The sequence below is a fragment of the Polynucleobacter corsicus genome (genome assembly GCF_018688255.1).
In the GTDB taxonomy this organism is placed as follows: Bacteria; Pseudomonadota; Gammaproteobacteria; order Burkholderiales; family Burkholderiaceae; genus Polynucleobacter; species Polynucleobacter corsicus.
Window position 1 is genome coordinate 1191478 of sequence record NZ_CP061314.1, and the last position, 22739, is coordinate 1214216.

A 22739-nucleotide genomic window follows, 5' to 3' on the forward strand; every position below is an offset into this window, starting at 1 on the left:
TTTGGGTCCAGAGAGAAGATCTCCCCTACTTCCTACAACGCGTCAGGAATTCGGCGACCCCCAAATTATACATCGGCTGACCGTATTTACCCTGATCCTAGCGTGGCTAAGCCCTTGAATTTACAGGGCATAACCCTTTAAGTTGTAGTCCTTTTCATGGGGGGCTTGAAATTACCCCATTTTGTCTATACTTACTGTCAACAGCCCCTAGTGGGCTCGTGTAATTACTTTGAAAAAAGGAGTCAATATGAGCGATCTAAACTCTTACGGCTTTGGGCAAACTGGCTCGATTAGCACCCCTCAAGTACGCAACCGCGTATTGCGCAACACTTATGCCCTTTTGGCGCTCTCGATGGTTCCTACTGTCATTGGCGCATGGCTTGGCGTTGCTTTTGGGCTTAACTTCATGGCGGGCAGTCCTTTTCTAGGCTTCATCGTCTTTATGGCAATTGCTTTTGGCTTCTTTTGGGCGATTGAGAAAAACAAAGACACTGGAGCGGGCGTTCTGTTGCTTTTAGGATTTACCTTCTTTATGGGCATCATGATGTCCGGCCTAGTTGGTTACACCCTCAATAGCTACAGCAATGGCGCTACCTTGATCATGCTGGCCTTTGGTGGCACGGGAGCAATTTTTGCGGTCATGGCATCCATTGCTACTGTGAGCAAGAGCGACTTCTCAGGCATGGGCAAATGGTTGATGGTTGGTGTACTGCTCCTGATCGTGGCTTCATTAGCCAACATCTGGTTGCAGCTACCAGCTTTGATGCTCACTGTGATGATTCTCGCAATTGCGATCTTCTCGGCTTTCATCTTGGTTGACGTACAGCGCATCATCAACGGTGGTGAGACCAACTACGTGATGGCTACTTTAGCTATTTACCTCGATGTCTATAACGTCTTCACCAACTTGCTCGCACTCTTGGGCATTGTGGGCGGCAACAGAGACTAAGCATTAGTTAAGCTTCAATAGAAAAGGCACCTGCGGGTGCCTTTTTCTTTATTTCAATTACCAACTGCTGAGCTATCAGGCTCTTTCAAATACTGCCATGGATTCCACATGGGAGGTATGGGGGAACATGTTAACGATACCTGCACTCTTAAGAATGTAGCCCGCTTGATGACACAAAATCTCTGTATCTCTAGCCAGAGTCTTTGGATTACAAGAGACATACACAATGCGTTGTGGTGGCAGATCGCTGCCCTGCTCGTGCAATAAGGCTAATGCTTGACAGATCTCCATGGCGCCCTCGCGCGGAGGATCCATGAGCCAGCGCTCAGCCTTACCCCATGAAGCAATCGTTTCTGTCGTCACTTCAAACAAATTGCTTTGCATGAAACTGGCTTTATCTGCCAGTTGATTGTGTTCGGCATTGGCTTTGGCTCTGGTGGTCAGGCTTTCTAGACCTTCAATACCTAGGACTGTATTTGCTCGTCTTGCAAGTGGTAAGGTGAAGTTGCCAATGCCGCAAAATAAGTCGAGCACACGGTCACTTGCCTGAACATCTAAGAGGCGAATCGCCCTACTGACTAAGGCACGATTCATCATGTGATTGACTTGTGTAAAGTCCGCCGGCTTAAAGGGAATCTCGATTTCAAATTCAGGCAGGCGGTAGCAAAGCTTGCCTGTTAAAGGGTAGAACGGTGCAACGGTTTCTATGCCTTTGGGCTGCAACCATACCCAGACTTGATGCTCATCAGCAAAGTCTCTGAGCAACTGCTCGTCGGCTGGTGTCAAAGGCAGGAGATTTCTAAATACTAAGGCAGTGACTGGCTTTGTTTTTTTAGGGTCGTCTGAATTCGGATCCTCGGGCTCACCTACAGCGATTTCGATTTGTGGCATGCGATCCACAATGGATAACCCCATTACCAATTTACGCATCTCTGGCAATAAATCCGAAACATGTTTTGGCAAAATCTCGCAAGCGGTCATGTCGGCGACATAGCCACTCTTCCCCTCATGAAATCCAATCAGCACAGTACCTTTTTTAATTGAGCGGTTGACGGCGCTCAAACGTGCGCGATGGCGATATTCCCAGGCGGGGCCACCCATCGGGCGAAGAATCTCTTCTGGAGCTACTTTGGCGATATGCTTTAGGTCATCTTCTAATACGCGCTGTTTCATTGCTACCTGCGCTCGAATATCCAAGTGCTGCATAGTGCAACCACCGCACACTCCAAACGCTTTGCACTTAGGCTCTGCTCTAAATACGGCAGGCCTCTGGATATCAAGAACTTTGGCTTTACTGAAGCGGGCTTTGTCACGGGTAATGACGTAAGTGACTAGTTCTGTTGGTAGCGCGCCTTGAATAAAGATGACTTTACCGCTTTGACCCAGAGCAGCTTCCTCCTCATTGGGTGCCAAGCGCGCAATGCCTTGCGCATCTAAATCAAGTGAATCAACTCGTACTGGTTCAGTCACCACAATGTGGACTGGCTTTTCTCCTCTACGCATCCGGAGTAAAACCTAAGAGATACTCTTGCCACTGCTCACCATGTGGCTCTTTAGATTCTTTCTCTAAATACGCTTTAACGAAGGCAATTTCTTCTTTGTATTCTTCTGATGAAAAACCACCACGCATTAACTGAAAGCGGCAATACATCAGATACGTATTGACCACATCGGTTTCGCAATAGCGACGAATCTCATCAATTCTGCCTTCTTGATACGCAGGCCATACCTGACTGCCATCCATTCCCATCTTGCCTGGGAAACCGCAGAGTTTTGCTAGGCCATCTAAGGGTGCATTAGCGCGACCATTGAATTTAGCTAAGAGATCCATCAGATCTAAATGGCGCATGTGATAACGACTGATGTAGTTGTTCCACTTGAACTCACGGCTATCGTTTTCTTGGCTCTCACCCATCTCCCAATAGCGTGGTGCCTGAATGTGATTTGCTAAAGCGCGATAGTGCAGTACCGGCAAATCAAAGCCACTGCCATTCCAGGACACTAATTGGGGAGTGTATTTTTCAACAAGCTCAAAGAAGGTCTGAATTAACACTTTCTCATCATCTTGCGGGGTGCCTAGCGTACCTACCTTGATTTGCGGCGAGCCATCTTTGCTGGTTCTACGGATGACGCATGAGATAGCGCAGATACGTTGCAAATACAACGGGAGGAACTCGCTACCGGTTTTCTCGGCACGTTCTGCCATCGCCTTAGCAGCAACCTCACTATCTGTCAGCGCAACAGGATAGTCGTTGAGTCGACGCAGACCCGCAACATCGGGGATGGTTTCAATATCGAAGACGAGAACGGTTGCCATACTTAAATCGCTAGCAATGAAATGAAAGCAATTACTGCATGTATGGCGTTGGATTTACCGGCTTGCCATTCACGCGTAATTCGAAGTGGAGCTTCACCGAAGTTGCATCGGTATCACCCATCTCAGCAATCCTCTGCCCCTTCTTCACCGCATCACCCTCTTTAACTAAGAGTGTGCGGTTGTGGGCGTAGGCCGTGAGATAAGTATTGTCATGCTTGATGATGACAAGGTTGCCATAGCCACGCAAGCTATTGCCAGCATAAACCACCTTGCCTTCAGAAGCTGCCGTTACAGGCTCACCTAACTTACCAGCAATATCAATACCTTTAGTCTTTTCGCTGAAATCATCTGTGACCTTACCTTTGGCTGGCCACGATAAACGAATACCTGGCTCGGCAACAATTTCTTTTGAGGGCTCTGCTTTAGAGGTGTCTGCTTTTGGTGCATCGGTTTTAGGTAGATCGCTAGCTGTTTTCGGAATAGGCTTAACAGTCATTTTGCTGTTGGCTGGCGGCTTCACTAAAACGAGGTCACCCACTTCAATTAAGTTTGGGTTCGATAAATTATTCCACTGCGCTAAATCCCGCGGAGATTGCCCATTATCTAGAGCAATGCGGGCTAAGGTATCACCGCGTTTGACGCGATAGTAGCCTGGAGGTGCTGGCTCATTGTCGCCACCACTACGATCAACGACATTCGCTGGTTTAGCTCTCGGAGTTGATGAACAACCCGCATTGAGCAGCAAAGAAGTCATTACCAGTAGCAATAGGAGGTATTTAGGTAAAGTATTCATAAGGATTTTCATACTACCCCTGATTGTAAGGGGACAAAAAAGACCTCGTCCAGAACGGTTCTTTGATAGCGTTGGGAACTCATCCGCTCCACCATGATCAATTGCTGCTCTTTCTCATTCTTGGCAACCGGGGCCACTAAGCGCCCGCCAATAGCCAATTGATCTAATAAGGCATCCGGGATACCCAAACCAGCTGCTGCCAGAATGATTCCATCAAACGGGGCTGCTTGAGGGAGGCCCAGGATGCCATCTCCGTAAATGAGGCGCAGGTTTTTAATCCGAAATGGGCGCAGTTTCTCTCTCGCCATATCGTGCAAAGGACGAATACGCTCTATCGAATACACCTCATCCGATAGCAAGCTGAGAACAGCTGCTTGGTAGCCACAGCCAGTACCAATCTCCAACACTTTTCCCAAGGATTGTTTGGGCTTATGCAAAAGCTCAATCATGCGCGCCACTACCGATGGCTTAGAAATCGTTTGGGAGTGGCCGATTGGTAAAGCAGTATCTTCATAGGCCTGGGGATGCATGCCCGCATCCATAAATGCATGACGCGGAACGGTGGCGATGGCTTCTAAGGTTTTGCCATGCTTAACCCCAGCAGCGAGTACTTTCGCAGCCAAAGCTTGCCGATGACCAGCATTGCGTTCTGCTGCTGGCCTCAACCGCGCGTCCAGCCATTGGCACGCATTGCAGTTAATCGAGCATGATGGGTCAAATCTAATTGCATAGGTGTAATCGAGATACATCCTTCATCAATTGCATGAAAATCCGTACCTTCAGAACTGTCTTTTGCATGCCCTGCTGCCCCAATCCAGTAAATATCGTCGCCACGTGGACTCTTCTGAACGACTACTGGTTGCGAGTGATGCCGATTACCTAAACGCGTTACACGCCAGCGATTCAGGTCGGCATAGGGACGATTCGGAATGTTGACGTTAAGCAAAGTGGCAGCGCCATCGGCATGAGTCAAATTGGATGCCAGCGTTTGGACAACGATATCGTGCGCTGCTTTTGCAGCATCTTCAATTCGGTTCCAGCCCTTATCGATTTGCGAGAAGGCAATGCCGGGAACACCAAACATCACACCCTCAACTGCAGCGGCAACAGTGCCTGAGTAAAGGGTGTCTTCACCCATGTTCTCGCCTTGGTTAATGCCAGAAACTACTAGGTCTGGCTTCTCATCCAAGAAGCCAGTCATCGCAATATGCACACAATCCGTTGGGGTGCCATTAATAAATAGGAAGCCATCACGCTCACCACCCGCTACCCGATGAATCGAGAGTGGTCGTGATAGTGTTAATGAGTTTGATGCGCCACTGTGATTTTGCTCAGGCGCAATCACTGTGACACGACCTAATGGACGAATGGCATTAACCAGGGCTAAAAGACCAGGCGCAAGATAGCCATCATCATTAGAAATCAGAATATGAGGAACTTTATTAACTACCATGGCTAAACCAACCCTGGTGCATGCTTGCCTCTACCTCTGAGAGAGGCGTATAAAACCGGAAGTACTAACAAGGTTAATACAGTCGTTGTAACCATACCGCCAACAATTACCAAAGCAAGGGGTCTCTGCGCCTCAGATCCAATCGCGTGAGATAAGGCGGCAGGCAAAAGGCCTAGTCCAGCAAGCATTGCTGTCATTAAGACTGGACGCACTCGCAAAGCAGCGCCATCCACCATTGCATCCTTCATGGCGCCATGCTCCTCAGCAACCGTCTTATTAATATAAGAAATTAGAATGACGCCATCCTGAATTGCGATACCGAACAAAGATAAAAATCCGAAGAGCGCTGAAATACTCAGCGTCTCGCCGCCCAGATGTAAGGCAATAATTCCTCCGATTGCAGCAAACGGTACATTAATTAAAACGATTACCGCATCACGAATATTGCCCAAGGCAGCAACGAGCAACAGGAAGATGGCTAATAGCGTTAATGGAATGATGACCATCAGCTTTTGTTGCGCGGCCTTCATTTGATTAAATTGACCATCCCATAAAATCGTATAGTTAGTTGGTAGCGCTACATTTTTCTCGACTAAGTACTTAGCATCCTCTACAGCTCCACCTAAATCCCTACCGCGAACACTAAAAATAACGGCAATATACCGCCTACCCGTTTCACGATAAATGAAAAAAGGCCCATCCGTTAATTGAACGTTAGCAACCATTGATAAGGGTACTTTTTGACCATTGGGCGTGTCAATCAACAAACTCGCTACATCAGGAATATCATTACGACTAGCTTCATTTAAACGCACAGCAATACCAAAAGTTTTCTCGTCCTCAAGAAAATTAGAAACAGGAGCGCCGCCAATTGCATTGGCGACAACTGTTTGAATATCACTTACATTAATTCCGTAACGAGCAGCCGCCTCACGATTAATCTGGATATTTAAAGTTGGCTGACCCAACTCTTTCAAGATATTCTCGTCTTCAATACCTCGAACTTTTTTTAGCTGGGAAACAACTTCATGAGCCTTTTGATTTAAAACATCAAGATCGGATCCATAAATCTTGACCGAGTTCTCACCCTTCACCCCAGAAAGAGCCTCATTGACGTTATCTTGAATATATTGAGAAAAACTAAAATTGACGCCGGGAATCTTACCCAATTCCGTTTGAAGATGTTGTAACAATAAATGCTTACTTGAACCCTTTGGCATTTCTTCGGGTGACTTTAAATATAGACCATACTCTTGGTTGAAAACACCGGTCGAGTCAGTGCCATCATCCGGTCGTCCAATTTGTACGGCTACTTTATCGAGCTCGGGTTGCTTCAAGAATATTTCGCGTAGTTGATTAGCCACCTTGATGGAATAATCTAAATCAACCGTATTAGGCAAGGTAACGCGCAACCAAATATTATTCTCTTCCAGGGTGGGCAAGAATGCAGTACCTAAACGAGTAGCGCTCAATAGTGTTACGCCTAGAATGAAAACGGAAACAGTAATGACATGGCGTGGATGGTCCATCAATTTACGCAATAAAGGCTTATAACGCTCAAGCATCCAAGTAATGAACTTAGGGGGCGCATGATGGAACTTTTCACCAAAAACCAAAGAAATGGCTGCCGGCAAAAAGGTTAAGCTTAAGATAATGGAAGCTATTAAGGCAAAACCCATAGTAAAGGCCATAGGCTTGAAGATAATGCCCTCTACACCACCCATTAAAAATAGAGGTGAATAGGCAACAATAATGATGCTGGTTGAATACACCATCGCACGTTGCACTTCACTAGTTGCCAAAATAATGCTCTGCTTGAGTCGATTGCCGCCTTCCTCAAGGTGTCGCATTACATTCTCCGTAATAATTACAGCGGCGTCGACAATCACCCCAAAGTCAATCGCCCCTAAAGAAATTAAATTCGCGGGAACGTTGAACAGATACATTTGAATAAATGAAAAACACAGGGCCAGAGGGATAACCGCAGCAACAACAGCGGCAGCACGTAGATTGCCTAGAAAGACATATAGCAACGCCAATACCATCGTGATACCAAAAAACATCGTGTGCTTAACAGTGCCAACCGTAATATCTAAAAGTACTTGACGATCATAAAAAGGTTTAATCTCAATGCCAGGAGGTAAGATGTGTTTATTAATATTGGCTACCTTATCCCGAACTCGAGCCAAAACTTCAGACGCATTCTCACCACGACGCAAATAAACAATGCCTTCTACAGAATCTGGGTTGTCGTCAAATTGGAATAAGCCTAATCGTGGAGCGTTACCAATTTGGACGGAGGCAACGTCCCCAATTCGAACGGGTACGCCTTTATTAACAGCAATAACGACTTGCTTAATATCTTCAATATTTCGCAATAAGCCAACGCCACGAACTACGAATTGCTGCTCGCCACTGGGTAAAACTCCGCCGCCAGTATTGTCATTAGCTTTAGACAAGGCATCTATTAATTGAGGTACTGTCACGCTTTTGGATTGAAGACTTTCCGGACTAACAATAACTTGGTATTGGCGAACCTTGCCGCCAAATGATGAGACGTCAGCAACGCCAGGTGTTTGTTTGAGCTCTTTATAGATCTCATAGTTCTGTAGCGTTTTCAAGCGAGTTGGTGAGGCATAGTCAGATGTCACCTGATAGCGCAGGATTTCTCCGGTTGCATCCGAATCTGGGCTAACACTTGAACTAACACCCGTTGGAAAGGTAACATTCGCGAGGCTAGTAATAAATATTTGACGTGCTTTAAATGCATCGGCATTGTCAGTGAACTTAAGGGTAACAACAGAGAGCCCAAAAAGAGAGACCGAACGAAAGGTCTTTACACCGGGGATACCAGCCAGCGCATTTTCAACAGGGATGGTAACTTGCTGCTCTACCTCTGTAGTACTTCTACCAGGCCATTGAGATATAGCCTGAATTGTCAGTGGAGCTACGCCTGGGTAAGGCTGAATCGGCAGCTCCTTAAGACTAAAAGCGCCTAAGCAAAGTAATACTCCAGCCGCCATCAGAATGATGACGCGCTTTTCTAAAACTCCACGAATAAATGAAGTAACTAAACTCAATTATTCCTCCTGCTTAGCAAAACGGTCATTCAGTAAGACCGCACCATCAGTCAGAACTTGCATGCCGGGTTCCAAGCCTTCTGTAACCGCAAATCGTTTGCCATCCAAGTCATAGCCCTTCACTACAAAACGACGGAATGTATCAGATCCAATTTTGATGATGACATAGCGCATCTCGCGTACACGCACAATCGCAGATTGAGGAACGACTACCGCCTCAGCCTCGCCTACTTTTAATTTAGCACTCACATACATGTCAGGACGCAATAGGCCCTCAGAATTCTCCACATCACAGCGGATTAATAAAGCATGTGTCTCAGGGTCAATTACCGGTGCAATGTAATTCGCAGTTGCTATAAATTCCTTATCTGGATAGGACTGAGAGCGCAGGATCATTGTCTGGCCTTTTTGAATTTTACGAATATCTTGCTCATATACATTGCCCAAGAACCATAATTCTTTTTGATTCGCCAATGTAACTAAAACATCACCGGCATTCACGACTGATCCCGGTTCGACCGCGCGTTTGACCACAATACCCTGCAACGGCGAGCGCATCACTAGATTAGATTGGGTTCTGCCGCTCCTCTCCAGAGACTTAATATCACCGTCGCCAGCACCTAAATTGCGCATACGATTAGCAGCTGCTTGCTGAGTAATCCTGGCATCTCCCAATAAATCACTCATGGTCTTATTAGCTTCAAGCACTTTTGCAGTTTGCGAAGAGAGTAAATATTCTTGCTGGGCGGATATGAACTCAGGGCTATACACCTCAACCACTGCAGAACCCAGACTTACCTCAGCACCATCAAAAGCAAAGATGCGCTCCACTCTTCCTGGTGCTCGAGCAGAAAGTACTTTAGCTTTTTCAGCATTAAAAGCTAGACGACCCGGCACATTCAACTCAACAGGAACTGAAGCCTTAACGGCCGTCTGAAAAATATAAATATTGGGATTAAGCTCAACCCCTTGTAAACGCAACTCCATTACGCCCGTCTTTTCGATCTTGAGGCTCTTATCACTCTTCTCAAGCTTTACTGGACGATTCACGTTGACCGCTAGGCCGATCACAATTCCCAACATCAGGATAGAAGTGCAGATTGCAATCAACCGTATACGCTCTCGGCTAGTAACTGGAAGTGCCCAATAATTTTTACGAATCTCCTCCTGTTTAACGCTAGCGCGATGAAGCAGCTGGCTCCAGATCCGCTCTAATGTCTTGAGTGCAGACTTTAAGAAAGAAAGAATTTTGTCCTTCAACACTGCTCCTTAAAAAGGTTCTTTGCCAGATGTCGCCAGCAATACTGCTTGTGCTTGCAATAAATTACTTTCAGCCAGCGCTAATTGAACTTCGAGATTGCGCAATTGCGTTTGCGCTGTCAGCAAATCGTTAAATCCCTGACCATTATTTGAGTACTGAGTTAAGCCCACTTTATAAGCAGCATCCGCTTGAGGAACTTGGCGCTCTTTCAGAAATTGCGTTTGATTCTTAGCTTGCTCGTAGCTAGCAAAGGCACTGTTCACAGCCAACACAATTTGTTGACGATTGGAGATATTACCCGCCTCTGCAGCCGCTTGATTACGCTGCGCCTGCTCTACGCCATATTTTTCTTTAGTAAAGAAATACAGTGGAATGATTAAGTCCAGCTCAAACTGATAGAACATGGCGCCATTATTGGCCGAGAACGGGCCACGCGGAGTATAGGATGAGCCTATTACTTGGAAGTCTGGCAAATAAGCCTTCTTCGCTAAATCAACACCCTTACGAGCAGCATCTAATTGCAGAGCAGAACTCTTCAATGATGGATGACTGGTTTCAGCATAGTCTTCCAACTCAATCAAAGTGGGCATACTATTAATGGCACGGCGCACATCGCCGCGTAACACGAGCTTCTCTCTAGAGTGACGGCCAACCAAAGTATTGATATTGTTGAGCGCTACTTGTAGTTGACGTTCAACATTAAATTGATCTGCTTGCGCCGCGCTTTGCGATACCTGTGCGTTAAGGTATTCAACATAAGCAGCAGCATTATTAGAGTAACGCGCTTTTGCTACGTTCTTAATCATCTCCAAGCGCATGACAGATTCTTTTAAGACTTGCAATTGCTTTTGCGATGCTAATGCGCCGTAATACAGAGTTGATAGTTGAGCGCCTAGCTGTAAATAGGTAGCTTCACTTTGTGCAAGCAGAGCCTCAGCATTGGTATTAGCAATATCTGATGCCAAGCTCTTTTTGCCTGGGAACTGAAATGGCTGGGCAATAGAAATGGCGTTGTTGCTACTAATCCCATTGGGGTTCTGTGGCGTTGGTGTATTTGCCCCACCCAATGCAAATGGAGAGTTTACTGGCATGCCTGACCACACTAAACCGACCTGTGGATTGGCTGGCGCATTAATCTGCGGGACAGTCGCTTTCGCAGATAAGTAGGACTCACGCAGTGATGACAGTTGCGGGTTATTTAATTTCAACTCACTCCACAGCTGACGCAAATCCATCTCCGTTGGGCCGGATGGCGCACCCTTGGTATAAATCTTGGGGGAATTGCTCTTCGTTACCGGCGCAAACAGCGATGCGGCATTAGCAGCATTAGCAGTCTCATTACTAACAACTGGTGGCGCAGTTAATGCATCTTTAGATTCATTCGTTTGGACTGTGACGCTAGCCGGGATGGGGGCGTTGGTCTGGGCAAATACAGGAGTTACAAATAATAAGGAGGCGACTGCACAAGCAACCCGGTTTATGGGAGTTGTTCTGGTGTCAGCAAATTCGCTCGTTTCTGTCTGGCCGTGAATCAAATCGGCTACCTCTAAATCTGTACTAATGCTGTTTTTGAAGCCCTAAAGACAGGTTTGACTGTACTTATCAGGAATTAATCGATTATAGGTGAGAAACTCCAAAAGTCGAATTATTGGAGTTTTCTAACATATTGATTCTAAAGACAATAATGAATCTGGGGTGCCTTGATATGCTTAAAACTCAGCATGCACCCTGAACGACACGATTTTTACCGGTCCGCGGGCGGAGTTGTAAGCCGGATTAATGATGTGCTGGAAGTTCAAACCCGCTAGAACGTTCTTAATGACAGTGGCGTTGTAATAGACCTCACCAATCCGTTCAGGCGAATAGGAAATCGTCTGACTTGGGCTTGCATAGTCACCAATGAAATAAGAAACGCCCCCTGCTTTTAGATAGCCGCGGCGATAGCTTGATAAACCATTTTGCATGGCAGAGATGCCAATACTGTCATGCGGCCGCTTCCAACTTGTGCCATTCATACCCATGCCCACAGATATCGAATTGTCTGCCTCAGTGAAAGACATGGTCTCTGTATGACCATCTGATGTAAAGGCTCGACCATAGATACCAAGATCCTTTGTCAAAGCTTGCTCGCCATGCAAACCAATACCGGTTTTAATCTGCATATTGTTGCGAACGTTATTAATTGCTTGAGTGCCTTGGCGAGTATTTGGATCTTGATCAATGTAATTAGTAGCATCCGAGAATCGCGCCAATATCATTTTGTTGCGATAGGCCAGTACGCTCACCTTACCTGGTAGATCAGCAATATTATGTTGGCGCTCTACTTCTACTTGATCGCCATAAGTATTAAAGATTTGCCAATTGAGATCACGACCATTAGGTGATTTAGGGGCAAGCATACGTGAGGCGCGCATGACCCAGTTATCGAGATACCACTCACCCGCCAAGCCCCAGCTGTAGCCTCTGGCATCGGCTGTATAGTCATAAGCTAGATAGGTCATATTGCCCCAGTTCATGAACTGAACACGGGGGTCTTTGGCATAACGACTGTCATCAAAGATATCGAGCGTGGAGAACTGACCACCAGTCAGAACTACACGATTACTGCTAACAGTTTGGGTAATTTGATTGGCTTCATTCTCAAGAACAACTTGATCGCCCTCTTGATTAATCGTGTGGCGCGCAAAGGCACGAGCAGAATAAAACTTAGCTTGTGCGCCATTGGCTTTAGTTGCCTCACCGTTTGAAAAACCACCCAAACCATTTAAACCAGAGAAAGGAACTCCGGAAATTACCTCCGGATTGAAATAGACATCGGTGTTTGGCGCAACTCGCGCACCAAAGAATAAAGTACCGGACCAGGTGTAGCTCATCGCCTTATCGCTGGATAGGCTTCGCATACCGGAGTACGATGATGTGAAGTTGTTGTAACGCTGATTAATATACGTAGTTTGACCGTGCATGTTTACCGGCAAACCAAATAATTCCCCTTCAGTAGGAAGATCATTTATTGGTGCAGCAAATGTAGCGATTTGGTCTGAACCAGATCCCGCCTTCTGGGCGAGCGCAGTCGTGCTACCAAAGGCAGCAAGCAAACTCAACAGGAGAAGATAGGATTTGTGGGTCATTCACAATTTCACATACTTAGCGTCAATGACCAATGAATGACTAAAAATAAAAATGGTCAGATCTACCAGGGTAAAAACAAGACAACTCGGTTAGGCACGGCGTGAGATTGAAGCTCAACAGGGGTGCAGACCAAATTATCCCCAAAAAGGGCTAATTTACCTAGAATTTATGTCGAATTAGTGACCGTTGAGCTTTGAAGATTGTGTATTGAGGATATCAAGCAACATCTGGCCATTGAGTTTGGGATGGTCAGCAGCAGATTTTCCCAAACGAACCCAATGCTCAATTTGTTGAGATGGCGATCTTCCAGTGGCCCGACTAACTTCACTGGCTTGCATTACTAGACCCTCAGACAACCTAATCACTTTGAACATCACTTGTATATGTGCTTTCGATCACCAATACTCACGCCGTGAATACTGATCTCTTTATCCTAAATAAAAGCAATAATTCGATAATCGCCGACCCGATACCGCCAGTAGTCACCATACTCGCTACCTTTTAAAGCTTCGCCAAGAATTCTTGGGTCAGCCTGAACGGCAAGCCTCTCTCTGCAAAACTTAAAAATTCTTTTAGCTACTTTAGGATCAAATTTTCTTAATTGTTTTTCTGCTAATGGGGCAAACTCAATCAGCCAAACCAAGATTTCGCTCCACTTGGTCCAATGGGATAGCTTTTACTTTGCCACTTTTTAATGCTCTCATACTCTTATCAGCTAGATATAAGTCTTCCATATCCTCCACATAAGCCAGAATCGCTTCACGAGCATAAAAGGTTTTAGTTCGGCCAGTTGCCTTGGCTAAATTATCAAGTCTCAATTCAATTTCCTTGGGTAATCGTATTGCTAGCATATGACCTCCTTGTAATTGCTATACAAGTATAGCAATTATGACGAATTTCTAGGGGGCACAGCAATGACAGTTATTTATTTAAAAAAATTGGGCAAGAAAGATACCAAAGTAATTAAGCATCTCTCAAGCAAGATTGTTATTTTATTCGGGTAGCGCACGACATTCAACGCTATTAATAAAAGGGGTTTTGGGAGGCCACCCTACTTAGCGGCGATCCATCAGCGCTCTAGCCAAGGTGCCCGCATCTACATATTCCAGTTCACCACCTACCGGAATGCCTCTGGCAATTCTGGTGACTTTGATACCTTTGGATTTGAGTACTTCACCAATGTAGTGGGCTGTAGCCTCACCTTCACTGGTGAAATTCGTTGCTAGAACCACTTCTCTGACAGGCACTCCAGTGTCAGGAGCTTCAATGCGATTAAGCAATCGATCGAAATGGATTTCATTCGGGCCCATGCCATCGAGTGGTGAGATGCGCCCCATTAATACAAAGTAATTGCCTTTGAAGCTCAAGGTCTGCTCGACCATGACTTGGTCGGCGGGTGTTTCCACGATGCACAGTAAGGATGGATCACGACGATCATCAATACAAGTTACACAGATTTGGGTTTCGGAGAAGGTATTGCAACGAGCGCAGTGTCCTACAGTCTCTACTGCTTCACCCAATGACTGTGCAAGTACTGCAGCGCCATTACGATCATGCTGTAGTAGATAGAAAGCCATACGTTGCGCTGACTTTGGCCCTACTCCAGGCAATACGCGCAATGCCTCGATCAATCGACCAAGGGCATCTTGCGGAGCTTCTTGACGTGCCATTACGAATTAGCAATCAAAATGGTAATTTAAATCCAGGGGGCATTGGCATACCAGCAGTTGCACCAGACATCACCTGCGAACTAGCAGCCTCTACTTGTTTGAATGCTTCTGTATAGGCGGTAACTAATAAGTCTTCGAGCATTTCACGATCATCCATTGCGCCTGGATCAATCTGTACGCGTTTCATTTCGTGCTTGCCAGAGATGGTGACTTTAACTAAACCACCAGCAGCTTGGCCGGTGACTTCTAGCGCAGCCAATTGCTCTTGCGCTACCTTCATCTTCTCTTGCATCTGCTGGGCTTGTTTCATCAAACCAGCAAGGCCACCTTTCATCATCGCTTTATTTCCTTATGATTAATTCAATTACAGAGGTTTAACAGAGCCACCAACTACTTTGGCTCCAAACTCTTTTTCTAGCTGCTGAATAAATGGATCTTGAGCAATCATCTGCTCAGCGTTTTGTCTTTTCTCTTGATGAATCTGGGCATCGACTTTAGCGACTGTCTTGCCTTCCACTTCGCCCTTCTCTATTACAACTTTGATCGGTTTGCCAAAGTGCGCAGTGAGTGCATCCGCAAGGCGACCAACAGAAGCTTCTGAAGCGAGCTGGGGCATCGGAGTCACAACAGTGGCGCGCACGCCTGCTGGTGAATCTTCCCAATCTTGCAACTCTGTCTGAAACGCTAACTGCTGAACCATACCCTTAACAGGCAACTGACGCATTAAGGTGTGCCAGTCTGGGCGATCTGCGCTGGAGGCTATTGCAGCAGGCTTGGCTGCTGGCGCTGCAACTAGAGGTGCAGGCCTGACTGGAGCAGCTGTTTGATTAGCTGGTGCGGAAGGTCTTGGTGCTGATGCTACCGAAGCTACTGGCGGTGTTGAGTTCCCTGCTCTGCTGGGAGTTTCATTGCCGGGACGAAAGGCCAACATCCGCAGGAGCGTCATAGCAAAGCCAGTTTGCTCATCAGGCGCTAGTGATAAGTCAGGACGGCTGGTAATGCTGATTTGGTAGAAGAGCTGTGCTTCTTCTTTTGTCAGTGCGCTAGCTAAGCGTCGGATTTCTGCCGCTTCAGGCCAGTCTTCTAAAACAGATTCAGGAACGATTTGTGCAGCAGCAATCTTCTGAATAAGGCTAGATAAATCTGCCAGCGCTAATGAGAAAGACATGCTGCGCTCACCCATCTCGTTAGCAATGGCCAATAGTGTTGCGCCATCTTTTGCAATGAGTGCATCTAAAATTTTGATGAGGTAGGCATCATCCAAGGTGCCTAGCATGCCACGCACTGCTTCTTCAGATACTTTGCCAGCGGCATAGGCGATGGCTTGGTCAGTGAGCGATAAAGCATCGCGCATGGAGCCTTGTGCTGCTTTTGCTAAAACTCGCAGTGCATTGGTTTCGCAGTCGACTTTTTCTGAGGCAAGTACTTTTTCTAGATGCTCCACGATGAGCGGTACTGGCATTTGCTTGAGATTGAACTGCAAGCAACGGGACAAAATAGTGACTGGGATCTTTTGCGGATCCGTAGTTGCAAGTATGAACTTCACATGTTCAGGCGGTTCTTCGAGCGTTTTGAGCATGGCATTAAAGGCATGATTGGTGAGCATGTGCACCTCGTCAATCATATAGACCTTGTAACGCGCATTACTTGGAGCGTAGGCTGCCTTCTCTAATAGAGCGGCAATATCGTCTACCCCGCGATTACTTGCAGCATCCATCTCAATATAGTCTACAAAGCGACCAGCATCGATTTCTAGGCAAGCTGGGCATTTCCCACAGGGTTCTGAGGTCATGCGGCCTTGGCCATCTTCCCCTGTGCAATTGAGGGCTTTGGCCATAATTCGGGCAATGGTGGTCTTTCCGACCCCGCGAGTGCCTGTAAAGAGCCAAGCGTGGTGTAGTCGACCCTGGTCTAAAGCATGGGTTAATGCCTTAACCACATGGTCTTGTCCTACCAATTGGGAGAAAGTTTTAGGGCGCCACGAACGGGCTAAAGCCAATGCTGTCATGTATTACATTCTAACAAGCTAAAATGGAATTGGACGGGCCTCCCCGCATGGCGGTTTGGATAACCTGGTCAGGTCGGGAACGAAGCAGCCAAACCCAATTCTGTCAGTGCCGGGGGTCGGGCTCGTCCACCTCTCCCAAGGCTAGATTTAGCCCAATTACAGGATCTTTAAGATCCTGAAGATTCCCCAAATCATCCAAACAATCAGCAAAACTAGGACAACCCGGGAATCCATCACCAATCTGAATAATCGTTGTTGCCTATGCCTGCATTCAATAGCTAAGTGCATTCAAATCTCTCCCGGTAGTAAGAAGGATTCAGCGTAGAGGTTTGAGAATGCAAAGAACAGGTATTGAGGATGATTCGGGCGTAGGAATATCTGAATCAGTGCTCGCCGATTCCTCGATAGCGACACTTCAAGGCACAATAGCCACCTAACCAAACGTTACTTAAAGAAGCCCATGCCCCAAGCCATTATTTTTGATGTAGAAGCAACCGATAAGAACGATGCCGTCATTATTGAGGCAGCCTCTTTAGATGTCACCTCGATCAATCCTCTGGCCGTTGGCAATCCTTGGGTGCAGCGTTACAACCCTGGTAAACCGATTAGTTTGGGTGCTTTAGCTACTCACCACATCATGGACGAAGAGTTGGTGAATTGCCCTGCCAGCACTTCGTTTAGATTGCCTGCTGGCACTAAGTACATTATTGGTCATAGTGTGGATTTTGACTGGGAGGCTATTGGTAAGCCAGAGGTCAAGCGTATTTGCACGCTTGCTCTTTCTCGCAACCTTTGGCCTAATTTGGATAGCCACACTCAAAGTGCCCTGCTGTATTACTTTGAACGCGCTACTGCTCGTGAGCAGTTACGCGATGCACACAGTGCCTTGGCGGATGTGTGGATCTGCTCCAAGATTCTTGGGCAGATTATTGAAAAACTTCACCCTACTTCTCTAGATGCCTTATGGGAAATGTCTGAGAAAGCCCGCGTTCCAACAATCATGCCTTTTGGTAAACACAAAGGCGAACTGATTAGCCAAGTTTCATCTGACTACAAGCAATGGATGCTGCGTCAGGACAATGTCTCCGAGTACCTTCGCAAGGCCTTGCAAGGCTAATTTTTTAGTGCTACTTATGAGCTGAGGTCACGAGCTTTTCTGTATAGGCTATCGCTACGGCTGACAACACAAAGGTGATGTGGATTAAGGTTTGCCACATGAGGGTCTTTTCATCATAGGATGCTGCGTTGATGAAAGTCTTCAGCAGATGTATTGATGAGATGCCGATGATGGCGGTTGCTAGTTTTACCTTGAGTACGCCTGCATTGACATGAGATAACCACTCGGGTTGATCTGGATGATTTTCTAGCTCTAGACGGGAGACAAAGGTTTCCCATCCACCAACAATGACCATGACCAATAGGTTGGAGATCATCACTACGTCGATTAATCCCAGCACTACCAACATGAGGGCAGTTTCAGTCATGGACTTATCTGCCATCATGCTAATGAGATGCACCAGCTCTAACCAGAACTGCCAAACATAAACACCTTGAGCAACAATCAGGCCGATATAGAGCGGCGCCTGCAACCAGCGGGACATAAATATCCAGCGTGGCAGTGGACGTAATTTTTTATCTATAAACGTTTGCTTGTCATCGATCATTTATGGATTTTATCCATATTTATGACATTTTTATAATTTCATTACACCTATCTTGCGTAGGGTAATTCTGATGACTTTCGCCTTTACTAGGGAATAAGGAATCCGTGATTTCCTTATTCCCCTTCTAGGTAGCTGCTGCTTTTTCTTTTCTTCTTACTGGTACTTACGACCAAATACTTGAGTATTGCTACGCTCATAGCGCTTTGTGTTTTTTAATACTGCGCAATAAGACAAAACCACGATTACTGCGAATGAGATGCCGTTGAAGTTATTTAATAGTTCCATTTGTTTCTCCTTGTTTACTTTTTGCTTGATTTTTACTTGATTGGTTGATTAATTATTTATCGTGCTACGGGTAATTCATCCCACTGCGTGGTGTAGTTCGGTGATCTATTGCTTGATCTCATCTTCCAGTCTTGCTTGGTTCCGGATGCTGCGGTTTTGATGGCGGCATTACCAAAGCGACTATTGATCGAGTCCATGGCTTTCATGAGGCCAGCAGATTTGCCTTTAACTTCCATGTCATCAAATAGCGATTGCTGCATCGTGGGTTTATCAGCTAATAGATTCAGAATGACGCCCGCTTTCTTGTACTTAAAGCCTGCCTTGTAGATTTGCTTTAGCCCTTTTAATGCGGCGCTTGTGAGCGTTAAGGTGTTGTCGCTTGGATCACTCAGTACTACTGTGATGCTTTGATGGTGTTGTGGCTCAAACGGTTTATGGGGGTTGGTTTGCACAAAGATCGTGAGCGCGCCCGTAACGGACTTTTGGCTTCTGAGCTTCTCGGCGCCTCTTGCAGCATGGGTAGCGACAGACTCAGCCAACTCTTCCATTGAAGTGACTGGCTTACCAAAACTTCGTGAGGAAATAATCTGCTGTTTGGCTGGTGCCACTTCTTCGAGTTGCAAGCAAGATACGCCGCGCAACTCATAACAAATACGCTCAATCACAACGCCAAATTGTTGGCGCATCGCTTGTGGTGACACTTGCACTAAATCAAAGATGCTGTTGATCTTGAGTTCTTTGAGTTTCTTGGCAGTCTTACCACCAATGCCCCAGACCTCACCTACTGCTGTCTCTGCCATCCACTGATAGAGCATTGCTTTTGGCATGGAGCTAATATCACAGACGCCAGCAAACTGAGGATTCTTTTTAGCTAAGTGATTAGCCAGCTTAGCGAGTGTCTTGCTAGCACCAATACCTACGCATACAGGCAAGCCGGTAGTGTCTTTAACATCTTGCTTGATGATCTGACCTAAGCTCGTAGGGTCAGCATATTGCTTGAGTACTGTCTCGATTTGCAGGAAGCTCTCATCAATGCTGTAGACCTCTAAATTGGGTGTGAACTTTCTTAAGACTTCCACTACCCTGCCACTCATATCGCCATACAAGGTGTAGTTAGATGAATAGGCTTGAATACCATGCTGCTTAGCCAGGTCCTTCATCTGAAACCAGGGTGTGCCCATCTTCACGCCCAGCGCTTTGACTTCAGCACTACGCGCTACCGCACAGCCATCGTTATTCGATAGCACTACCATCGGCACATCTTCTAGCTTAGGAGCAAATACGCGCTCGCAAGAGACGTAGAAGTTGTTCACATCCACGAGTGCGAAGAGTTGATTGGTTTGGCCGGTTTGGTTCATGCGGACCTGCCGTTTCTGCTGCTAGCGTGGCTGTACTTGCGCACCACCCCAACCACTACGCCCCAAATTTGGAGCTGGCTGCTCTCGTTAAAGGTAATAGGTTCGTAATTGGGGTTTTCGGGCTGAAGCTCAGTTTTGCCGCGCAATTGATAGAGGCGCTTGATGGTGTACTCGTCATCCACTACGGCAACCACGATGTCTTTATGTTTTGGCTTGAGGGCTTTATCGACCACCACCTTGTCGCCGTCACAAATACCCGCGCCCATCATCGAATCGCCCTTGACGGTGAACATGAAGGTGGCTGGTTTGTTTTGAACGAGGTAGCTATTGAGATCGAGACCCTCCTCGGCATAATCAGCTGCCGGGCTCGGAAATCCTGCTGAAATACGGTGACTTAAGAGGGTGAACTCATAGGCAGAATGAACCGCCAAGACTTGCGGGGCCTGGCTTAGGGTTGCTGTCTGGGGAGTCATCTGAGTTGTCATAGGTATTAATATACTGTATATCCATACAGTATATGTAAAAACCTTAAAAATGACGCTCTTTTTGTTGTTTTGCTGCTGATCGCCCTTTTTTCTAGTCATAAACCCCAAGTTCTTTAGCCGGGGAAGCGCCACATAATGGCTCTGAGAGTGCATGTAAAAGCTCATGCACTAATAAAAAATAGTAGTGGGAGACGAATGAAGACTTACAAAATAGCCTCGATTCCGGGTGATGGCATCGGCAAAGAAGTAATCCCTGAATGCGAGAAAGTATTAAACGCTTTAAGTAAAAAACATCCTCAAGCAGCCTTTGCCTTTGAGCACTTTGATTGGGGTGGCGACTACTACCGCAAGCACGGCATCATGATGCCCAATGATGGTCTAGAGCCCCTGCGCTCTAAAGATGCTATCTTATTTGGTTCGGCTGGTGACCCTGATATTCCGGATCACATTACGCTGTGGGGTTTGCGTCTCAAGATTTGCCAAGGCTTTGATCAATACGCCAATGTGCGCCCCACTCGCATTCTTCCAGGTATCGAGACCCCTTTGCGTCATTGCAAGCCAGAACAATTGGACTGGGTGATTGTGCGGGAGAACTCAGAAGGTGAATATTCTGGGGTAGGCGGCAGAGCCCACCAAGGCCACCCAATTGAAGTGGCGTCCGATATGAGCATCATGACGCGCGTTGGCGTAGAGCGTGTACAGCGCTTTGCCTTTAAGCTCGCGCAGTCTCGACCCCGTAAACACCTCACCGTCATTACTAAGTCAAATGCCCAGCGACACGGCATGGTGATGTGGGATGAAATCGCTAAGCTAGTAGCCAAAGATTTTCCAGATGTGACTTGGGATAAAGAGCTGGTCGATGCTGCTACTGCTCGCATGGTCAATCGTCCTGAATCACTCGATACGATTGTGGCTACTAATTTGCACGCAGATGTCTTAAGTGACTTGGCGGCAGCTCTTGCCGGTAGCTTGGGTATTGCCCCTACCGCCAATCTTGATCCAGAAAGGCGATATCCATCGATGTTTGAACCGATTCATGGTTCAGCATTTGACATTATGGGTCAGGGCTTGGCAAATCCCATTGGTACATTTTGGTCCGCAGTCATGATGCTCGACTTCTTAGGAGAAAAGGAGCTTGGCAAAAAACTCATGCAAGCCATTGAAACCGTCACGGCTAACCCTCAATTACATACCCGGGATTTAGGAGGTTCTGCAATGATGAGTGATGTTACTAATGCAGTAATTCAGGAGATCTCAAAATGAATGTATTTTCACTAATAAAGTTTGCTGCACTCTCTTTAAGCTTTATCTCAGTGGTTAGTGCACAGCCATTCCCTGACAAAACTATCCAATACATCATCCCCTTTCCACCAGCTGGAGAATCGGATTTAGTAGCGCGCTATCAAGCGGATATCTCTGCCAAAAAGTTCAAGCAACCGATGGTGGTCCTGAATCGCGCAGGTGCCGGTGGTGCACTTGTCTGGAGCGCTCTCAATACCTACCCCGCTGATGGCACTACCGTAGTCGGCGTCAATATTCCCCATACGATCTTGCAGCCATTACAAGAAGGTATTCAGTACAAAACTGAGGACATCAGCGCAATCTACTACTACCACTTCACTCCAGATGCCCTCATGGTCTCTGCTGATAGCCCCTACAAAACCTATCAAGAGTTTATTGCCGCCGCTAAAAAAGAACCTGGCAAGATCAATCTTGCTGGCTCTGCACAATACTCTGCAAACCACATGGCAGTGGAGCGCTTAAATAAATTAGCAGGCGTAAAAATTAATTACGTTCCTTTTAAAGGTACGGGAGATTTAATTACTGCTTTAATTGGAATGCACGTGGATGGCGCTATGGGTTATCTACCCTTAGCGATTCAGCAAAAATCTAAGGTGCGTACGCTCGCAGTTGCTACTGAAAAACGGAACCCCGCCCTACCAGATGTGCCCACGTTTAAAGAATTGGGGCTGAACTGGGTGGATGGCGCTTACCGCGGCGTTGCAGTGCCTAAGGCTACGCCACTAGTATTGCAGCAAAAAATGTCTGATTATTTTGCACAGCTCAATGCCGATCCTGAAACGAAGAAGAAACTAGAAGATTCAGGCTTTGTGATTGTGGATGTCCCACTCTCAAAAATGCCTGCGTTTATGAAAGAGAAAATCCCTCAGGCAATGGAAGATGCAAAGAATGCTGGGATGATTAAGTAATTACTGAATCAGTTGATAAAGCAATACATTAATTTATCTTCATAAAAACAAAAGCTACCATGTCGGTAGCTTTTGTT

Annotated in this window: 22 protein-coding genes, 1 other RNA gene and 1 pseudogene; 5 read left to right on the top strand and 19 right to left on the bottom strand. The window is 46.5% G+C overall.

Annotated features, from left to right (window positions below; translation table 11 throughout):
• Nucleotides 1-247 precede the first annotated feature (247 nt).
• Nucleotides 248-949 carry a Bax inhibitor-1 family protein gene (locus C2747_RS06180; RefSeq protein WP_215330751.1) on the top strand — a complete coding sequence of 234 codons (702 nt, stop codon included), beginning with the start codon at nucleotides 248-250 and terminating at the stop codon, nucleotides 947-949.
• Nucleotides 950-1024: 75 nt separating this feature from the next.
• Here C2747_RS06180 and rlmD read toward each other — a convergent pair whose 3' ends face one another.
• The 15 genes and pseudogenes from rlmD to dnaX all read right to left on the bottom strand — a co-directional run bounded on the left by rlmD (nucleotide 1025) and on the right by dnaX (nucleotide 16660).
• On the bottom strand, nucleotides 1025-2452 hold the full coding sequence (gene rlmD / locus C2747_RS06185) for a 23S rRNA (uracil(1939)-C(5))-methyltransferase RlmD (protein WP_215330752.1): 1428 nt from the start codon (nucleotides 2450-2452) through the stop codon (nucleotides 1025-1027).
• Nucleotides 2445-3266 carry a 3'-5' exonuclease gene (locus tag C2747_RS06190; protein ID WP_215330753.1) on the bottom strand — a complete coding sequence of 274 codons (822 nt, stop codon included), beginning with the start codon at nucleotides 3264-3266 and terminating at the stop codon, nucleotides 2445-2447. The genes rlmD and C2747_RS06190 overlap by 8 nt, the downstream gene beginning before the upstream one ends.
• A gap of 31 nt (nucleotides 3267-3297) precedes the next feature.
• Nucleotides 3298-4059 carry a peptidoglycan DD-metalloendopeptidase family protein gene (locus C2747_RS06195; RefSeq protein ID WP_251374706.1) on the bottom strand — a complete coding sequence of 254 codons (762 nt, stop codon included), beginning with the start codon at nucleotides 4057-4059 and terminating at the stop codon, nucleotides 3298-3300.
• An 8-nt stretch (nucleotides 4060-4067) separates the two neighbouring features.
• Nucleotides 4068-4691 (bottom strand): annotated as a pseudogene (locus tag C2747_RS06200) (protein-L-isoaspartate(D-aspartate) O-methyltransferase); the annotation flags it as partial.
• Between the two features lie 29 nt (nucleotides 4692-4720).
• A complete protein-coding gene (surE, locus tag C2747_RS06205) occupies nucleotides 4721-5512 on the bottom strand; it encodes a 5'/3'-nucleotidase SurE (protein WP_215330756.1) in 792 nt (263 codons plus the stop codon).
• Nucleotides 5513-5514: 2 nt separating this feature from the next.
• Nucleotides 5515-8592 carry an efflux RND transporter permease subunit gene (locus C2747_RS06210; RefSeq protein WP_215330757.1) on the bottom strand — a complete coding sequence of 1026 codons (3078 nt, stop codon included), beginning with the start codon at nucleotides 8590-8592 and terminating at the stop codon, nucleotides 5515-5517.
• The gene (locus C2747_RS06215; RefSeq protein ID WP_215330758.1) at nucleotides 8593-9852 is read right to left on the bottom strand and encodes an efflux RND transporter periplasmic adaptor subunit; all 1260 of its coding nucleotides are present in this window, start codon (nucleotides 9850-9852) and stop codon (nucleotides 8593-8595) included.
• A gap of 9 nt (nucleotides 9853-9861) precedes the next feature.
• Nucleotides 9862-11388: a TolC family protein gene (locus C2747_RS06220; protein ID WP_251374707.1), complete on the bottom strand. Its 1527-nt coding sequence runs from the start codon at nucleotides 11386-11388 to the stop codon at nucleotides 9862-9864.
• 174 nt (nucleotides 11389-11562) lie between these two features.
• A complete protein-coding gene (locus C2747_RS06225) occupies nucleotides 11563-12981 on the bottom strand; it encodes a carbohydrate porin (protein ID WP_215330759.1) in 1419 nt (472 codons plus the stop codon).
• 177 nt (nucleotides 12982-13158) lie between these two features.
• Nucleotides 13159-13356, bottom strand: coding sequence for a TA system antitoxin ParD family protein (locus tag C2747_RS06230; RefSeq protein WP_285896667.1), 198 nt, complete (start codon nucleotides 13354-13356; stop codon nucleotides 13159-13161).
• 59 nt (nucleotides 13357-13415) lie between these two features.
• Nucleotides 13416-13625, bottom strand: coding sequence for a type II toxin-antitoxin system RelE family toxin (locus tag C2747_RS06235; RefSeq protein ID WP_215330761.1), 210 nt, complete (start codon nucleotides 13623-13625; stop codon nucleotides 13416-13418).
• Entirely contained in the window at nucleotides 13609-13833 is a 225-nt protein-coding gene (gene relB, locus C2747_RS06240) for a type II toxin-antitoxin system RelB family antitoxin (RefSeq protein WP_215330762.1), read from the bottom strand. Before relB ends, C2747_RS06235 begins: the two co-directional genes overlap by 17 nt.
• A 204-nt stretch (nucleotides 13834-14037) precedes the next feature.
• On the bottom strand, nucleotides 14038-14652 hold the full coding sequence (recR, locus tag C2747_RS06245) for a recombination mediator RecR (RefSeq protein ID WP_215330763.1): 615 nt from the start codon (nucleotides 14650-14652) through the stop codon (nucleotides 14038-14040).
• A 13-nt stretch (nucleotides 14653-14665) separates the two neighbouring features.
• Complete coding sequence (locus tag C2747_RS06250; RefSeq protein ID WP_046330302.1) at nucleotides 14666-14989, bottom strand: YbaB/EbfC family nucleoid-associated protein; 324 nt, start codon at nucleotides 14987-14989, stop codon at nucleotides 14666-14668.
• Between the two features lie 27 nt (nucleotides 14990-15016).
• Nucleotides 15017-16660 (bottom strand): DNA polymerase III subunit gamma/tau, encoded by a 1644-nt coding sequence (gene dnaX / locus C2747_RS06255; protein ID WP_215330764.1) that lies wholly within the window; start codon nucleotides 16658-16660, stop codon nucleotides 15017-15019.
• A gap of 32 nt (nucleotides 16661-16692) precedes the next feature.
• Between dnaX and ffs the strand changes: the two genes are divergently transcribed.
• Together ffs and C2747_RS06265 are read left to right on the top strand one after the other, a co-directional pair.
• Nucleotides 16693-16790, top strand: an RNA gene (gene ffs / locus C2747_RS06260) — signal recognition particle sRNA small type.
• Nucleotides 16791-17120: 330 nt separating this feature from the next.
• Nucleotides 17121-17777, top strand: a complete 657-nt coding sequence (locus tag C2747_RS06265; protein ID WP_215330765.1) for a 3'-5' exonuclease — start codon at nucleotides 17121-17123, stop codon at nucleotides 17775-17777.
• Between the two features lie 10 nt (nucleotides 17778-17787).
• Here C2747_RS06265 and C2747_RS06270 read toward each other — a convergent pair whose 3' ends face one another.
• The 4 genes from C2747_RS06270 to C2747_RS06280 form a co-directional block, all read right to left on the bottom strand.
• On the bottom strand, nucleotides 17788-18324 hold the full coding sequence (locus tag C2747_RS06270; RefSeq protein WP_215330766.1) for a TIGR00645 family protein: 537 nt from the start codon (nucleotides 18322-18324) through the stop codon (nucleotides 17788-17790).
• 153 nt (nucleotides 18325-18477) lie between these two features.
• Nucleotides 18478-18609, bottom strand: a complete 132-nt coding sequence (locus tag C2747_RS10605) for a hypothetical protein (protein ID WP_285896668.1) — start codon at nucleotides 18607-18609, stop codon at nucleotides 18478-18480.
• Nucleotides 18610-18665: 56 nt separating this feature from the next.
• Nucleotides 18666-19967, bottom strand: coding sequence for a Y-family DNA polymerase (locus C2747_RS06275; RefSeq protein WP_215330767.1), 1302 nt, complete (start codon nucleotides 19965-19967; stop codon nucleotides 18666-18668).
• A complete protein-coding gene (locus C2747_RS06280) occupies nucleotides 19964-20452 on the bottom strand; it encodes a LexA family protein (RefSeq protein WP_215330768.1) in 489 nt (162 codons plus the stop codon). Before C2747_RS06280 ends, C2747_RS06275 begins: the two co-directional genes overlap by 4 nt.
• Nucleotides 20453-20647: 195 nt before the next feature.
• Here C2747_RS06280 and C2747_RS06285 point away from each other — a divergent pair, with 195 nt between their 5' ends.
• Nucleotides 20648-21715 (top strand): tartrate dehydrogenase, encoded by a 1068-nt coding sequence (locus C2747_RS06285; protein WP_215330769.1) that lies wholly within the window; start codon nucleotides 20648-20650, stop codon nucleotides 21713-21715.
• Complete coding sequence (locus tag C2747_RS06290) at nucleotides 21712-22662, top strand: tripartite tricarboxylate transporter substrate binding protein (RefSeq protein ID WP_215330770.1); 951 nt, start codon at nucleotides 21712-21714, stop codon at nucleotides 22660-22662. The genes C2747_RS06285 and C2747_RS06290 overlap by 4 nt, the downstream gene beginning before the upstream one ends.
• Nucleotides 22663-22739: the final 77 nt, after the last annotated feature.

Coding starts and splice junctions, on each gene's coding strand:
- C2747_RS06265 (WP_215330765.1), top strand. CDS start 17,121: ATGCCCCAAGCCATTATTTTTGATGTAGAAGCAACCGATAAGAACGAT.
- C2747_RS06190 (WP_215330753.1), bottom strand. CDS start 3,266: ATGGCAACCGTTCTCGTCTTCGATATTGAAACCATCCCCGATGTTGCG.
- relB (WP_215330762.1), bottom strand. CDS start 13,833: ATGCTAGCAATACGATTACCCAAGGAAATTGAATTGAGACTTGATAAT.
- C2747_RS06270 (WP_215330766.1), bottom strand. CDS start 18,324: ATGATCGATGACAAGCAAACGTTTATAGATAAAAAATTACGTCCACTG.
- C2747_RS06290 (WP_215330770.1), top strand. CDS start 21,712: ATGAATGTATTTTCACTAATAAAGTTTGCTGCACTCTCTTTAAGCTTT.
- C2747_RS06180 (WP_215330751.1), top strand. CDS start 248: ATGAGCGATCTAAACTCTTACGGCTTTGGGCAAACTGGCTCGATTAGC.
- C2747_RS06250 (WP_046330302.1), bottom strand. CDS start 14,989: ATGATGAAAGGTGGCCTTGCTGGTTTGATGAAACAAGCCCAGCAGATG.
- C2747_RS06280 (WP_215330768.1), bottom strand. CDS start 20,452: ATGACAACTCAGATGACTCCCCAGACAGCAACCCTAAGCCAGGCCCCG.
- C2747_RS06275 (WP_215330767.1), bottom strand. CDS start 19,967: ATGAACCAAACCGGCCAAACCAATCAACTCTTCGCACTCGTGGATGTG.
- C2747_RS10605 (WP_285896668.1), bottom strand. CDS start 18,609: ATGGAACTATTAAATAACTTCAACGGCATCTCATTCGCAGTAATCGTG.
- C2747_RS06225 (WP_215330759.1), bottom strand. CDS start 12,981: ATGACCCACAAATCCTATCTTCTCCTGTTGAGTTTGCTTGCTGCCTTT.
- C2747_RS06285 (WP_215330769.1), top strand. CDS start 20,648: ATGAAGACTTACAAAATAGCCTCGATTCCGGGTGATGGCATCGGCAAA.
- dnaX (WP_215330764.1), bottom strand. CDS start 16,660: ATGACAGCATTGGCTTTAGCCCGTTCGTGGCGCCCTAAAACTTTCTCC.
- rlmD (WP_215330752.1), bottom strand. CDS start 2,452: ATGCGTAGAGGAGAAAAGCCAGTCCACATTGTGGTGACTGAACCAGTA.
- recR (WP_215330763.1), bottom strand. CDS start 14,652: ATGGCACGTCAAGAAGCTCCGCAAGATGCCCTTGGTCGATTGATCGAG.
- surE (WP_215330756.1), bottom strand. CDS start 5,512: ATGGTAGTTAATAAAGTTCCTCATATTCTGATTTCTAATGATGATGGC.
- C2747_RS06195 (WP_251374706.1), bottom strand. CDS start 4,059: ATGAATACTTTACCTAAATACCTCCTATTGCTACTGGTAATGACTTCT.
- C2747_RS06230 (WP_285896667.1), bottom strand. CDS start 13,356: ATGTTCAAAGTGATTAGGTTGTCTGAGGGTCTAGTAATGCAAGCCAGT.